Here is a 14,022-nt window from a genome sequence, read left to right as displayed (position 1 = left end):
TCATGCGGATCGGCATGGTGTGCCCGTACTCCTTCGACGAACCCGGGGGAGTTCAAGCCCACGTCCTTGACCTTGCCCGGGTGTTGCGCAGCCAGGGCCACGAGGTGCGCGTGCTGGGCCCGGCGACGGAGGCGGCCGCGGTGCCGGACTACGTCACCCGCGGCGGGCGCGCCATCCCCATTCCCTACAACGGCTCGGTGGCCCGACTCGCCTTCGGCCCGCGGGTTATGCGGGTGACCAGGAATTTCATCGCTAGCGGTGACTTCGACGTGCTCCACGTCCACGAGCCGAACTCGCCGAGCTACTCGCTCGCCGCGCTCGCCGTGGCCACCGGGCCGATCGTGGCCACCTACCACGCCTCGGCCGCCTCCTCGTGGGTACTGCGCGCGGCGCTGCCGGCCCTGCGGGTCGGGCTGGAGAAGATCCGCGGCGGCATCGCGGTCAGCGAGACCGCCAGGCGTTGGCAGGTAGAGCAGGTCGGAGCGGACCCGGTGTTGATCCCCAACGGGGTGGACACGCAGGAGTTCCGTCGTGCCCGCAGCCCGCGCAACGACACCGGCGAGGTGGAGATCTGCTTCCTCGGCCGTCTCGACGAGCCGCGCAAGGGCTTAGACGTCTTCCTCGCCGCGGTTGCGCAGCTGGGCCGGCCCGCGCGCGTCACCGTCATCGGCGGGGGCCGCGGCGGGAGGGCCGCCCCCGCCGGGGTGGAGTTCGTCGGGCGGGTTGACGACGCCACGAAGGCGGAGATCCTCGGCCGTGCGGACATCTACGTCGCGCCCAACACGAAGGGGGAGTCCTTCGGCATCGTCCTCGTCGAGGCCATGGCGGCCGGCTGCGCCGTGGTCGCCAGCGACATCGAGGCCTTCGCCGACGTGTGCGGCGCCGACGGCCCCGAGCCCGCGGGCCTGCTCTTTCCCGTGGGCGACGCGAGCGCGCTCGCCGCAACGCTGCGCCTGCTTATCGACGCCCCCTCCTACCGCAACCGCCTCATCATCGCCGCCGAGCAGCGCGCGGGGCGCTACGACTGGTCGAGCGTGGCCGCCCAGATCCTCGCGGTCTACGACACCGTCTCCGGCTCGGGCGAGAAGGTACGGGTGAGCAGGTGAGCGCGGTGGCCTGGATAGTCGGTGCCGCCTGCGCCGCCGTTATCGCGCTGTGCCTGTGGGCGTACCTCACCGCGCACCGCCTCGACCGGCTCCACATCCGCCTCGACCGCAGCAGGGAGGCGCTGCAGGCGGCGCTGGATCGGCGCTGCGCCGTCATCGCGGCCACGCTACCCTCCCTCGCTTCGCGGGCGAGGGCGACGGAGGAAATCAGGCTCACCGCCAGGGACATCGCCACCCGGCTCGAGGCGGAGGACGCGCTGCGCGGGGCGGTAGATGGGGGCGTCGATAAGGATGCCCGCGCCGATGCGGCGCGCGAGGCGCTCGCCGAGGCCGATGTCCGCGTCATGCTCGCGCTGCGCTTCTACAACGACGCGGTGCGAGAGACGCGCGCGATCCGCCTGCTCGCCCCCGTGCGTGCGCTGCGCCTCGGCGGCACCGCGGCGCTGCCGGATTACGCCCACGTGAGCTCCCTTCACCTGCCGACGTGACAACCCCACCGCTGTAGAATCGAGTTTCATGACAACACCAAGTATTCAGGCAGTTCTTGAGCTCGAGCGCATCGACAAAGACATATTCCGCGGGCGCGGGATGGATTCGCAGGTGTTCGTCCGCACCTTCGGTGGACACGTCGCCGGGCAGGCGCTCGTGGCCGCCACACGCACGGTAGATGAGTCGAAGCGGGTGCACTCTCTGCACGGCTACTTTTTGCGCGCAGGCAACGCGGACTCCGAGACCATCTACATGGTCTCGCGCGTGCGCGACGGCCGCAGCTTTGCCACCCGCAAGGTGGAGGCGATCCAGGAGGGGGAGGTCATCTTCTCCATGCAGGCGAGCTTCCACGTCGTGGGAAACAAGGGCATCGAGCACAGCGATACAATGCGGAATGTGCCCGGCCCCGACGATTTCACCTGCACCAACGACGAGGCCCCGGAGGCGCTGCGCGGCCTCATCGAGGACTGGGCAGAGTGGGACATCCGCGTCGTGCCGCACGACAAGTTCGACGCCGACGAGCGCTCCTCGGGCAACCAGCTCGTGTGGTTCCGCTCGAAGAACCACCTTCCCGAGGACCAGACCTTCCACATCTGCACCTTGGCGTACATGTCGGATATGACGCTGTTGTTTACCGCCATGGTCCCGCACCCGGGAAAGAAGGTCCAGATGGCCTCGCTCGACCACGCGATGTGGTTCTTGCGGCCCTTCCGTGCTGACGAGTGGCTGCTCTACGACCAGGCCACCCCGTCCGCCCACGCAGGTCGGGCCCTGACCCAGGGCAAGATCTATGACCGCGAGGGACATCTCGTCGCCGTCACCGTTCAAGAGGGGCTCACGCGCGAGCTGCGCGAGGGGGCGAAGCCGCTCCCGGGGCCGGGCGACGGTGCAAAGTCCTAAGCCGCGCCCGACCCGCGCGCAGCCGTTGCGTATAATCGTCCGGTAGCTTAAGGCCTCCCCGGAGTTACTCGAGGCGGGGTAGGTATGAGACGAGACGCGGAAAGGGGAGTGGATCATGTCTGGCCACTCAAAGTGGGCGACCACGAAGCACAAGAAGGCCGCCAACGATGCGAAGCGGTCGAAGCAGTGGGCGAAGCTGATCAAGGACATCGAGGTCGCCGCGCGCACCGGCGGCGGCGACCCGGCGGGCAACCCCACCCTCGACGACATGATCCGCAAGGCTACCAAGGCCTCCGTGCCCAAGGACAACATCGAGCGCGCCCGCAAGCGCGGGTCCGGTGAAGAGGCCGGCGGCGCGAACTGGGAATCCATCGTCTACGAAGGCTACGGCCCGGGCGGCGTCGCGGTGATGATCGAATGCCTCACCGATAACCGCAACCGCGCCGCCACCGAGGTGCGCACCGCGATGACGAAAAACGGCGGCAACCTGGGCGAAACCGGCTCGGTGGGCTACATGTTCACCCGCACCGGCGTGGTCACCGTGCCCAAGGGCGAGCTCACCGAGGACGACCTGCTCCTCGCTGTGCTCGACGCCGGCGCTGAGGAGGTGCGCGACCTCGGCGAGTTCTTCGAGGTCATTTGCGCCCCCACCGACCTGCGTGCCGTGCGCGAGGCCGCCGAGGCGGGCGGCATTGAGGTCGAGGACGCCGAGCAGGACTTCCGCGCCTCCGTCGAGGTCGACCTCGACGCGGACGGCGCGAAGAAGATGATCCGGCTTGTCGACGCCCTCGAAGACTCCGACGACGTCCAAAACGTCTACACCAACATGACCATGAGCGACGAGGTCGCGGCCCAGCTCGAGGACTAATGATCAACCTCGAGGGCCTGCGCGTCATGGGCATCGACCCGGGCTTGACCCGGTGCGGGCTCTCCGTCGTCCAGGCGGGACGCGGCCGCCAGGTCATCCCCGTCGCCGTCGGCGTGGTGCGCACGCCCGCCTCCGCCGAGCTGCCGGAGCGCCTCGTGCGCCTCTCGGCGGCGGTGAACGAGTGGCTGGACGACTACGCGCCCGACGTCATCGCCATGGAGCGCATCTTCGAGCGCGGCAACGTCTCTACCGTCATGCACACAGCCCACGCCGTGGGCGTGCTCATCCTCGCCGGGGCGCAGCGCGGCATCCCGGTGCACATGTACACCCCCTCCGAGGTCAAAAAGGCGATCTCGGGAAACGGCCGCGCGGACAAGAAACAAATGACTTCTATGATCACGCGCATCCTCGGTCTCGGGGAGCCGCCGAAGCCCGCCGACGCCGCCGATGCGCTCGCCATCGCCGTGTGCCACTGCTGGCGCGCACCGCTCATCGCCCGCGGTCTCGCCGCGGCAGGAAGGCCCGCTGCCCATGATTGATTCGCTACGCGGCGAGGTCATCTCCTTGGGCCTCGATCACGGCGTCATCGAGTGCGCCGGGGTGGGATACCGCTTCCTTGCGGGCCCGCCCACGCTGGCGCGGCTCACGAAAGGGGAGACCACCCGGGTGCTCACCTCCATGGTGGTCAAGGACGACGGAGTGACGCTCTACGGGTTTGCCGACGAGGCCGCGCGCACGATGTTCCATACCCTGCAAACCGTCTCTGGGCTCGGCCCGAAGCTCGCCCTGGCGTGCCTAAGCGTGTTCGACCCCGCCGAGCTCGCCGAGCTCATCGGCGCCGGCGACGCGAAGGCGATCAAGTCGATCCAGACCATCCCGGGGGTGGGTAAGAAGATGGCAGAGCGCATGGCGCTCGAGCTGAAGGACAAAGTCGACGGGCTCTATTCCCCGCCCGCCGGGGCCGCCCCAGGCCGGGAGGCCGCGGTGGGGGCAACGGACTCCGCGGCCGCGGAGCAGGTCATCGAGGCCCTGGTCGGGCTAGGGTTTAGCGATAAAGCGGCGCGGCCGGTCGTCGATAAGCTTGGTCAGAGCATGCCCGCCGCAACCTCATCCGAGCTCTTGCGCGCGGCCTTGAGCGAGCTGAGTTCTTAGCAGGCCCGCGTGGCACCGCAAGGTAGGGTAGAACGTATGTCCGATGTGGAGAAAACCGAGTTCACATTGCCCGCCGCGGCCGCGCGCCCGGCCGATTCCGTGGTCAACGCCACGGAGCTGGCGGAGGAGCGCGACGTGGAAAAGTCGCTGCGCCCGAAATCCCTCGGCGAATTCATCGGCCAGCCGAAGGTGCGCCAGCAGCTCGGGCTCGTCCTCGCCGGGGCGCGCCGCCGCGCGGTCACCCCGGACCACATCTTGCTCTCCGGGCCGCCCGGGCTGGGCAAGACGACGATGGCCATGATCATCGCCCAGGAACTTGGTACCTCGCTGCGCATGACCTCGGGCCCGGCGCTCGAGCGCGCGGGGGACCTCGCCGCGATGCTCTCCAACCTCATGGAGGGCGACGTGCTCTTCATCGACGAGATCCACCGCATCGCGCGGCCCGCCGAGGAGATGCTCTACATGGCGATGGAGGATTTTCGTATCGACGTCATCGTGGGCAAGGGCCCGGGGGCAACCTCGATCCCGCTGGAGATCCCGCCCTTTACCCTCGTCGGCGCGACGACGCGGGCCGGCATGCTCACCGGCCCGCTGCGCGACAGGTTCGGGTTTACCGCCCAGATGGAGTTCTACGACGTCGACGACCTGACCAGCGTGGTCACCCGCGCGGCCGACATCCTCGGGGTCGACATCGACGCCGAGGCGGCCGTGGAGATCGCCTCGCGCTCCCGCGGAACCCCGCGCATTGCCAACCGCCTGCTGCGCCGCGTGCGGGACTGGGCGGACGTCCACGGCGACGGCCGCGTCGACGTGAGCGCCTCCCGCGCCGCCCTCGAGGTCTTCGACGTCGACGAGCTCGGGCTCGACCGGCTCGACCGGGCGGTGCTCGACTCGCTCATCCGCGGCCACGGGGGCGGCCCGGTCGGCCTCAACACCCTCGCGGTGGCGGTCGGGGAGGAACCCGCCACGGTCGAGGAGGTCTGCGAGCCCTACCTCGTGCGCGCGGGTTTGATGGCCCGCACCGGCCGCGGCCGCGTCGCCACCGCCGCGGCCTGGCACCACCTCGGCATCGCCCCGCCGCCCGAGGCGCCCGGGCAGCTGAACCTCCTGTAGGACCCGCGCCTGCCGGTGTGCGACAATGACGCCCCATGGAGTTCTTTTTTCTCATCATCGTGCTCGCCGTCTTCATGCTGCCGACCATCTTGATGATGCGCAGCCAGCGCAAGCGGCAGGCGGAGATCAGCGCATTGCAGGCCTCCCTGGCCCCGGGCGATTCGGTCGTGACCGCCTCGGGCATCCACGCGACGATCGTCTCCGCCGACGGCGAGACACTCGCTGCAGAGATCGCCCCCGGCACCGTGGTGAGGATCGAGCGCGCCGTGATCGTGCGGCGCAACGAGCCTGCTCCCCATGACGTAGCATGATCAGCACCACTTCGACACCAGGAGAAACCAGATAGTGTCCGCACACACACGGCGCACCGCACAGGCGCGGGCGAAAAGAGCGTGGCCGGCCCGCGCGCTAGCGCTCTTTCTGCTCGCCATCGTCGCGGTCTACGCACTCGTCTTCTTCACCGGTAACCGCGCGGCCATACCGAAGCTCGGCATCGACCTGCAGGGGGGCACCCGAGTCACCCTCGTCCCGCAGGGAGAGGAGCCGACCCGGGAGCAGCTTGAAGACGCCCGCAACATCATCGAAAGCCGCGTCAACGGCATGGGCGTTACCGGCGCCAGCGTGGTCGTCGACGGCAACACGCTCGTCATCACCGCGGCGGGGGACGACACGTCGTCAGTACGCGAGATCGGGCAGACCTCGCAGCTCGCCTTCCGTCCGGTAGCGAGCAGCCCTATGCCCGATCCCGCAGCCGTGGGCGAGGCGCTCAAAAACACCGCCGACCGCTGGGTGGAATACTCCGTCATCCCGGCGGAGCAGGCCCAAAGCACGCTCGACGAGATTGCCAAGCAGCTTGGCGACGCCGCGGGCGAGCTCAAGGTCAGCACCGCGCCCCTCTCCGAGCCGCAGGGCCCGGTGGAAGCGAAGGAGCGCAGGCAGGCCACCACCGAGATGCTGCGCGAGACCCGCCAATCCGACGATCCCACCCAGCAGTTCGCCTCGCTGGCGCTGATGAGCCTGGCCTGCGGAGCGCAGGAGAGCGACCCGCTCGCCGGCTCCGACGACCTCGCCGCCACGCTCGTCGCCTGCGACTCGACGACGAAGCAACCCCTGCTCCTCGGCGCAGCCCCCTTACTCGATGAGAACGGGGACCAGGCGGGGCCCCGCCTGACGGGTAACGAGATCGATACCGCCCGCCCGATCACCGGCGGCTACAACCCGCAGTCCGGGCAGATGGAGATCAGCTTCGCCTTTAGCCAGGCCGGCGACGTCAACGGTTCCCAGGCATGGGCGGGCCTGACGTCGCAGATGATCGGCCAGCAGGTTGCCATCACGCTCGATTCGCAGGTCATCTCCGCACCCGTGATCCAAGGCGCGACCCCGGTGGGCAGCGCGACCTCGATCACCGGGCAATTTACCCAGGAAGAGGCCACGGCGCTGGCGAACAACCTGCGCTACGGGGCGCTGCCGCTCTCGTTTGCCGGGGAAGATGGCGAGCCCGGCGGCACCGCTACGACCGTCCCACCCTCGCTCGGCGCCGCCTCGCTCAAGGCGGGGCTGATCGCCGGCCTGGTCGGCCTCGGCCTCGTCGCCGTGTTCGTCTTCGCCTACTACCGCCTCTTCGGTCTTATCTCGCTGGCCACCCTCGCCGTCGCCGGCCTGGTCGTCTACGGCGTGCTGGTGTTGCTCGGCCGCTGGATCGGCTACTCCCTCGACCTCTCCGGCGTCGCCGGCCTCATCATCGGTATCGGCACCACCGCCGACTCCTTCGTCGTGATCTACGAGCGCATCAAGGACGAGCTGCGCAAGGGCCGCACCTTCCGTTCCGCCACCGCCCAGGGCTGGGATCGGGCAAAGGAGACGATCGTAACGGGCAACATCGTCACCCTCATCGGCGCGGTGGTGATCTACTTCCTCGCCGTCGGTGATGTCAAGGGCTTCGCGTTTACCATGGGCCTTACCACCGTGGTCGACCTCTTGGTCACCTTCACGGTGACGGCGCCGCTGATGATCCTCGCCTCGCGGACGCGGTTCTTCTCCCGCGGCGGCGTCAACGGCATGGGCAAGATCTTCCGGCTCGTCGAGGCCGAACGGGCGCAGGCAACGACAGGTACCACTACCGCGAACGAGGAGATGTAAGACATGGGCAGCACTACTGTTTCCGCCAGCTCGCGCCCGGCCGGGCAGCGGCGAGGCCGCTTCGACCGGCTCTACAGCGGCGACGGCGCGATCGACTTCATCGGGCGCTCAAAGTTGTGGTACTCCATCACGCTCGGGCTCATCGTCATCGCCCTCGCCGCGATGCTGCTGCGCGGGTTCAACCTCGGCATCGACTTCGAGGGCGGCACGAAGCTATCGATGCCGGCGGGAGAGCTCGTCGCCGAGGACGTCGAGGAGACCTTCGTCGAAGCGACCGGCGTGACCCCGGAGCTGACCCAGATCGTCGGCGCGGGCGATGCGCGTACCCTGGAGATCAACTCCCAGCACCTCACCCAGGACCAGATCGACAACGCGCGCCAGGCAATCTTCGATGCGTACCGCCCCGCCGACGCCACCGGGGAGGAGACGCCCAACGCGATCGGCGATTCGACCGTCTCCGAGTCCTGGGGCTCGACGATTACCAACCGCATGCTCTTGGCCATGGGCGTGTTCCTGCTCGCCGCGGCGGTCTACGTCGCCCTTCGCCTCGAGCGCGAGATGGCCGTGGCGGCGATGGCGGCGTTGCTTGTCGACGGCGTGCTGATCCTCGGCACCTACGCTTTATTCGGCCTGGAGATCACTCCCGCGATGATCATCGGCCTGCTCACCGTGTTGACGTTTTCCATCTACGACACCGTCATTGTCTTCGACAAGGTGCGCGAGAACACCGCGGGGGTGCTCGATTCGCGTCGCTCCACGTACGCGGAGGAGGCGAACCTGGCCGTGAACCAAACGGTCATGCGCTCGATTTCGACCTCGGTCATCTCCGCGCTGCCGATCATCGCGCTCATGGTCGTCGCGGTGTGGATGATGGGCGTGGGCACGCTGCGTGACCTCGCGCTCATCCAGCTCATCGGCGTGATCGAGGGCATCTTCTCCTCGCTCTTCCTCGCGACCCCAATCCTCGTGACCCTGGTCAACCGCCAGGCCAAGCACAAGGCGCACAACGAGGAGGTGCGCAGGTTCCGTGAGGGCGAGGGCGAGCCGGTCGCGGAGGACGACGCCGACGCCGACGCACCCGCCGCAGGCAAGCGCACCGTTGGTGCCGTCGCCCCCGCGGCGCCCACCCAGTCCGCGCCGGCGAGCGCGACATGGCGCCCAAACGCCCGATGAGGGGGGCGAGAGTGCGCGCGCTGGCGAGGCGCGCTGCCGCCGGCGCCCTCGCCGCGGGCCTTGTGGCCGGTTTCCTCGCCGGCTGCGCGGGGCCCGACGGGGGCAAGACCGACGAGGAGGAAGCTGACGAGTTTGGCTACCAGGTCCCGGTCGCGCTTTCCACGCCGAACGCCGGTAGCGACATCGGCGCATCCCAGTTCGCACAGACATGGTCGGGGCGGCTCTACCCGGGCGTCTACGTGCCCGGCCCGAACGGGCAGATGATCCCCAATACGGACCTCGTGACCGCCCAGGCGCTGCCCGCCGCGCAGCGGATCGTGCAATACACGCTGTCCGAGGGTGCGGTCTTCTCCGACGGCGCGCCCGTGACGTGTACGGATTTCCTGCTCACGTTCGCCGCCGGCAAAAACCCCGAGCTCTTCGGATCGCACTTGCCGCTTTTCGACGACGTCGAGAAGCTCGAATGCACGCCGGGCGCAAAGACCTTCGACTTGGTGTTCAAAGAGGGGGCCGGCGCGCGGTGGCGCGAGCTGTTCTCCGCCGGCACGGTGCTCCCAGCGCACGCGGTGGCGGCAAAGCTGTCGAAGGACGTAGCGGGCCTCAACGCCGACCTGTACTCCGGGCTCGATGAGGGCGACGTGGCCGCGCTGCGGCCGATCGCCCAGGTCTGGCACGACGGTTTTAACCTCGACCAGTTCGACCCCGCGCTGCAGGTCTCCTTCGGCCCCTACGTCATCGATGGGGTCGGGGAGGCAGGGCAGGTCCACTTGGTGGCCAACGAGAAGTACTACGGCGGGGCCCCGTTGACCAAGGAGATCGTGGTGTGGCCCGCGAGCGCCGATTCCGCGCAGCTCAACGCGACCGGCAACCTGCGCGTCGCCGAGCTCGCCGAGCCGAACCCGGGGTGGCTCGACGTCAACGCGGAAGGAAACTCCCTCGAGGTCACCACCGCGGTGGGGGCGTTGACGGATTCGCTGACCTTCGCCTCCTTCGGACCGTGGTCCTACCCGGAGAACCGCGCAGCGCTGGCCAAGTGCGTCGATCCCCGTGCCGTTGCCGCGGCCTCGAGTAAGCACTCGGGCGCCGAGGTCTCCGCGTTTGCCGCCCACGTTGTCTCCCACGACGATCCGCTGGCCTCGCGTTTCGACGACATCGCAGGGCCCCACCTCGGGGTGGACATCGAGGGGGCGAAGCAGGCTGCGGGCCTCGAGCTACGGGTGGGCTACGCGCATGCGTCGCCACGCATGGCCGCGATGGTGGAGTCGATCCGCGTCTCCTGCGAGCCGGCCGGTATCACCGTGGTCGATGCCACCGAGCAGGGCAAGACGCTGCGCGATCTAAGCCGGGTGGAGCTCGGCGAATGGGGCGAGGAGGTTGCCGTCGAGGGCTCGATCGATGCGATGCTGCGCCCGGTGGATCCGGCGAGCGAATACAACATCCCGGGTGTGAAGTCCCGGGATGTCGAGGCGATGCGCAAGAAGGAAACCGAGCTGTGGGAGAAGCTGCCGAGCATTCCGCTCGCCGCGCAGCCGCGAGTGTTTGCCGTGGATAGGAACCTGGGTAACGTTATGCTGTACACGGGACCGGCCGGGATCGGTTGGAACATGGACCGCTGGCTGCTGCGTCCGGATTCCGCGGATCAGCCGCCCGCCTAAGCGAGAGTAGCGAGGACAATACAGTGCCTATCGACCCGACCAGCTCGTATTCCAGCGCCGCCGAGGCGCTCGAGGCCCTCACCCGCCGGGTGGCGGACTTTCCAGAAGAGGGGGTCTTATTCGAGGACTTGACGCCCGTGCTTGCCGACGCCGAAGCGCTCGCCGTGGTGATCCGCGAGCTCTCCGCCGCGGCCCGCGATTTCGGAGCAGACATGATCGGCGGCCTCGACGCCCGCGGGTTCTTGATCGGATCGGCCGTGGCCTACGACCTCGGCATCGGCATCCTCGCGGTGCGCAAGAAGGGCAAGCTGCCGCCGCCGGTGCTCTCGGAGGAGTACTCCACCGAATACAGCGAGGCGGCCCTCGAGATCCCTGCCGAGGGCATCGACCTGCGGGGCAAGCGCGTGGTGTTAATCGATGACGTTCTTGCCACCGGCGGCACTCTGGTGGCCGCGACGAATCTCATCGAGCGGGCCGGTGGTAGCGTCGTGGGATATGCAGTTGTTCTCGAGGTCAAGGCCTTAGGCGGGCGCGAAAGGCTCGGCGGCGCCCCCTTGGCCGTCCTCGGGGGCTAGTAGCGACGGGAAAGAGGGTCCGGGATGGTCAACGAGAAGACGCAGAAACGCTCGGGCTCAAGCGTGCGCAGCGTATCGGCCCGGTTAGCGCGCTCGCTCACGGGCGGCCGGGCGAGGGTCAACCCGGTGCTCGACCCGCTGATGACCATTCACCGGCGCTACCACCCGAAGGCGAGCGCGGAGCTGCTCAACCGCGCCTACGACATCGCGGAGCGGCTTCACGAGGGGGTGACGCGCAAGTCGGGCGATCCATATATCACCCACCCGTTGGCGGTGGCGACGATCTGCGGCGAGATCGGCATGGACACCACTACCTTGGTCGCCGCCTTGCTGCACGATACGGTGGAGGATACCGACTACTCGCTGCGTGACCTACAGGCGGATTTCGGCCCCGAGGTGGCCAAGCTCGTCGACGGTGTGACCAAGCTCGATAAGGTCGCTCTCGGCGCGGCGGCGGAAGCGGAGACGATCCGCAAAATGATCGTGGCCATGGCCGACGATCCGCGCGTGCTCGTGATTAAGGTCGCCGACCGGCTCCACAACATGCGCACCATGCGCTTCCTGCCGCCGGAGAAGCAGGCGAAGAAGGCGCGCGAGACCCTCGACGTGATTGCCCCGCTGGCCCACCGCCTCGGGATGGCGAGCGTGAAGTGGGAGCTTGAGGACCTCGCGTTCGCAATCTTGTACCCGAAGAAGTACGAGGAGATCGTGCGCCTCGTCGCCGATAGAGCCCCCTCGCGCGACCGGGCCCTGCGGGAGATCAGCGCCCAGCTGCGCGCCGAGCTCAAGGCCAACAGCATCGCCGCCGAGGTGATGGGCCGGCCGAAGCACTACTGGTCGATCTACCAGAAGATGGTGGTGCGCGGCCACGAGTTTGACGAGATCTTCGACCTCGTGGGCATCCGCGTCTTAGTGGAGAGCGTCCACGACTGCTACGCTGCCATCGGCGTGGTGCACTCGATGTATTCGGTGATGCCGGGCCGGTTCAAGGACTACATCGCCAACCCCCGCTTCGGCGTCTACCAGTCGCTGCACACCACGGTGATGACGGATAGCGGGCGCCCCCTGGAGGTGCAGGTGCGCACCCACGAGATGCACTACAACGCAGAGTTTGGCGTTGCCGCGCACTGGCGCTACAAGGAGACGAAGGGCTCCCACAAGGGCGATCAGGCCGAGGTGGACCAGATGGCCTGGATGCGGCAGCTGCTGGACTGGCAGAAGGAGGCCGCCGACCCGAACGAGTTCCTCGACTCGCTGCGCTACGACCTCACCTCGCAGCAGATCTTCGCCTTCACGCCGAAGGGTGATGTGGTCAACCTCCCCGCGGGGTCCACCCCGGTCGATTTCGCCTACGCGGTGCACACGGAGGTGGGGCACCGCTGCATCGGCGCGAAGGTGAACGGCAAGCTCGTGGCGCTTGAGTCGGAGCTTACCTCCGGGGACCGGGTGGAGATCTTCACCTCGAAGGATGAAAACGCGGGGCCCTCGCGGGATTGGCAGGATTTCGTCGTCTCGCCGCGGGCACGGACGAAGATCCGGCAGTGGTTTGCCAAGGAGCGTCGCGAGGAACACCTCGAGGCGGGGCGCGACGCGCTTGCCGCTGAGGTGCAGCGCGGCGGGTTGCCCATGCACAGACTCTTCACAGCGGAGTCGATGCGCCAGATCGCGCAGCACCTGCACTACCCGGATGTCGACGCGCTCTACACCGCGATCGGGGCGGGCAACGTCTCCGCGCAGCACGTCGCGCACATGCTCACCGAACTCTTCGGTGACGCGGAGGATGCCGTTGACGTGCTCGCGGCCCGCACGCCGATGTCGCAGCTTGTGCGCTCGAAGATCGCCGCCGGCGGCAACGGGATCTTGGTGGAGGGGAGCCCGGATATGCTGGCGAAGCTGGCGAAGTGTTGCCAGCCGGTGCCGGGGGATACCGTCTTCGGTTTTGTTACCCGCGGCGGGGGAGTATCGGTCCACCGGGCGGATTGCACGAACGCGGCGAAGCTGCGGGAGGAGCCCGAGCGGCTTATCGACGTCTCATGGGCCGGCGGCTCTGCCCCCGGGGCCGCCTCGGAGGCGACGCTGGCGGTGGAGGCCCTGGATAGGCAGGGCCTGCTCGCCGAGATCACCAGTGTGCTCTCGGAGCAGAAGCTGCCGATCGTGGCCTTGTCGTCGCAGGTCGGTGGCGACTACGTGGCCACCGTGCGCTTTACGGTGGTGGTCTCCGATACCAAGCAGCTCGGATCGCTGATGAACCAGGTGCGCAACGTCGAGGGAGTCTTCGACATCTACCGCGTGACCGCCTAGCTACCTAGGGAGCACGAAAAAGCCGCCCGGCCCCAGACTGCGGGGCGGGCGGCTCTGCGCTGCGGCGTGGACTAGCCGATCTTCGGCAGCAGCGGGCCGAAGTTCTTGTTCACGAACGCGAAGAGCGTGCTGAGCACACTGATGACGGCGGTGGCGACACCGATCCAAGCCTTGATCTCATCCGGATCCGCGTCGGAGGAGCCTTCAGGCTTGACGGTGACCGTGGTGGTCTCGGTCTCGGGGGAGTCATCCTTCGGCGCGGACGTCGACGGGGAAGGCGAGGAGGTTGCGGTGGCCGAGGTGGAGGTCTCGGCGGTCGGCGCCGGGGACGAGGGCTCGCCGTGAGCGGTCTGGACGGAAACGCCGCCTGCGACGAGGGCGGTGGTGGTAGCGAGGGCCAGCAGGCCGGTGCGGAGCTTCATGTGCAATCCTATCGTGAAAGAAAACCTACGAACGTCCAATAGGTTAGCCAGTTTCCTTCAGCGGCGCAACAGTTACACGCGGGTATCTTTGCGTTTAAATCTTAAGGAAACCACAGGTTACGTGCAGGG

14 protein-coding genes are annotated in these 14,022 nt (G+C 68.1%); 13 read left to right on the top strand and 1 reads right to left on the bottom strand.

Annotated features, from left to right (window positions below; translation table 11 throughout):
- The first annotated feature begins 2 nt into the window (after nt 1-2).
- The 13 genes from C3E79_RS06235 (at nt 3) to C3E79_RS06175 (ending at nt 13,471) form a co-directional block, all read left to right on the top strand.
- Entirely contained in the window at nt 3-1,106 is a 1,104-nt protein-coding gene (locus C3E79_RS06235; protein ID WP_108404135.1) for a glycosyltransferase family 4 protein, read from the top strand.
- Nucleotides 1,103-1,594, top strand: a complete 492-nt coding sequence (locus tag C3E79_RS06230; protein ID WP_235840571.1) for a hypothetical protein — start codon at nt 1,103-1,105, stop codon at nt 1,592-1,594. Before C3E79_RS06235 ends, C3E79_RS06230 begins: the two co-directional genes overlap by 4 nt.
- 28 nt (nt 1,595-1,622) lie before the next feature.
- Nucleotides 1,623-2,495, top strand: coding sequence for an acyl-CoA thioesterase (locus tag C3E79_RS06225; protein WP_108404134.1), 873 nt, complete (start codon nt 1,623-1,625; stop codon nt 2,493-2,495).
- A 115-nt stretch (nt 2,496-2,610) separates the two neighbouring features.
- Nucleotides 2,611-3,363 (top strand): YebC/PmpR family DNA-binding transcriptional regulator, encoded by a 753-nt coding sequence (locus tag C3E79_RS06220; protein WP_108404133.1) that lies wholly within the window; start codon nt 2,611-2,613, stop codon nt 3,361-3,363.
- 2 nt (nt 3,364-3,365) lie between these two features.
- Nucleotides 3,366-3,902, top strand: a complete 537-nt coding sequence (ruvC, locus tag C3E79_RS06215; RefSeq protein ID WP_108405091.1) for a crossover junction endodeoxyribonuclease RuvC — start codon at nt 3,366-3,368, stop codon at nt 3,900-3,902.
- A complete protein-coding gene (ruvA, locus tag C3E79_RS06210) occupies nt 3,895-4,515 on the top strand; it encodes a Holliday junction branch migration protein RuvA (protein WP_108404132.1) in 621 nt (206 codons plus the stop codon). Before ruvC ends, ruvA begins: the two co-directional genes overlap by 8 nt.
- 36 nt (nt 4,516-4,551) lie before the next feature.
- The gene (gene ruvB, locus C3E79_RS06205) at nt 4,552-5,628 is read left to right on the top strand and encodes a Holliday junction branch migration DNA helicase RuvB (RefSeq protein ID WP_108404131.1); all 1,077 of its coding nucleotides are present in this window, start codon (nt 4,552-4,554) and stop codon (nt 5,626-5,628) included.
- A 35-nt stretch (nt 5,629-5,663) separates the two neighbouring features.
- On the top strand, nt 5,664-5,939 hold the full coding sequence (yajC, locus tag C3E79_RS06200; RefSeq protein ID WP_108404130.1) for a preprotein translocase subunit YajC: 276 nt from the start codon (nt 5,664-5,666) through the stop codon (nt 5,937-5,939).
- A 34-nt stretch (nt 5,940-5,973) separates the two neighbouring features.
- Complete coding sequence (gene secD, locus C3E79_RS06195; protein ID WP_108404129.1) at nt 5,974-7,767, top strand: protein translocase subunit SecD; 1,794 nt, start codon at nt 5,974-5,976, stop codon at nt 7,765-7,767.
- A gap of 3 nt (nt 7,768-7,770) precedes the next feature.
- Nucleotides 7,771-8,940, top strand: a complete 1,170-nt coding sequence (secF, locus tag C3E79_RS06190; protein WP_108404128.1) for a protein translocase subunit SecF — start codon at nt 7,771-7,773, stop codon at nt 8,938-8,940.
- An 11-nt stretch (nt 8,941-8,951) separates the two neighbouring features.
- Nucleotides 8,952-10,595 (top strand): ABC transporter substrate-binding protein, encoded by a 1,644-nt coding sequence (locus C3E79_RS06185; RefSeq protein WP_235840570.1) that lies wholly within the window; start codon nt 8,952-8,954, stop codon nt 10,593-10,595.
- Between the two features lie 23 nt (nt 10,596-10,618).
- Nucleotides 10,619-11,170 (top strand): adenine phosphoribosyltransferase, encoded by a 552-nt coding sequence (locus tag C3E79_RS06180; RefSeq protein WP_235840569.1) that lies wholly within the window; start codon nt 10,619-10,621, stop codon nt 11,168-11,170.
- A gap of 24 nt (nt 11,171-11,194) precedes the next feature.
- Nucleotides 11,195-13,471 carry a RelA/SpoT family protein gene (locus C3E79_RS06175; RefSeq protein ID WP_108404126.1) on the top strand — a complete coding sequence of 759 codons (2,277 nt, stop codon included), beginning with the start codon at nt 11,195-11,197 and terminating at the stop codon, nt 13,469-13,471.
- Nucleotides 13,472-13,542: 71 nt separating this feature from the next.
- Here the strand turns inward: C3E79_RS06175 and C3E79_RS06170 are convergent, their stop codons facing one another.
- On the bottom strand, nt 13,543-13,893 hold the full coding sequence (locus C3E79_RS06170; RefSeq protein ID WP_108404125.1) for a hypothetical protein: 351 nt from the start codon (nt 13,891-13,893) through the stop codon (nt 13,543-13,545).
- Between the last annotated feature and the right edge of the window lie 129 nt (nt 13,894-14,022).

It is taken from the genome of Corynebacterium liangguodongii, from assembly GCF_003070865.1.
Taxonomy (GTDB): domain Bacteria; phylum Actinomycetota; class Actinomycetes; order Mycobacteriales; family Mycobacteriaceae; genus Corynebacterium; species Corynebacterium liangguodongii.
This window is presented reverse-complemented; position numbering and strand designations above follow the sequence as displayed.

Coding starts and splice junctions, on each gene's coding strand:
- ruvA (WP_108404132.1), top strand. CDS start 3,895: ATGATTGATTCGCTACGCGGCGAGGTCATCTCCTTGGGCCTCGATCAC.
- C3E79_RS06175 (WP_108404126.1), top strand. CDS start 11,195: ATGGTCAACGAGAAGACGCAGAAACGCTCGGGCTCAAGCGTGCGCAGC.
- C3E79_RS06170 (WP_108404125.1), bottom strand. CDS start 13,893: ATGAAGCTCCGCACCGGCCTGCTGGCCCTCGCTACCACCACCGCCCTC.
- C3E79_RS06220 (WP_108404133.1), top strand. CDS start 2,611: ATGTCTGGCCACTCAAAGTGGGCGACCACGAAGCACAAGAAGGCCGCC.
- C3E79_RS06235 (WP_108404135.1), top strand. CDS start 3: ATGCGGATCGGCATGGTGTGCCCGTACTCCTTCGACGAACCCGGGGGA.
- ruvB (WP_108404131.1), top strand. CDS start 4,552: ATGTCCGATGTGGAGAAAACCGAGTTCACATTGCCCGCCGCGGCCGCG.
- C3E79_RS06225 (WP_108404134.1), top strand. CDS start 1,623: ATGACAACACCAAGTATTCAGGCAGTTCTTGAGCTCGAGCGCATCGAC.
- yajC (WP_108404130.1), top strand. CDS start 5,664: ATGGAGTTCTTTTTTCTCATCATCGTGCTCGCCGTCTTCATGCTGCCG.
- secF (WP_108404128.1), top strand. CDS start 7,771: ATGGGCAGCACTACTGTTTCCGCCAGCTCGCGCCCGGCCGGGCAGCGG.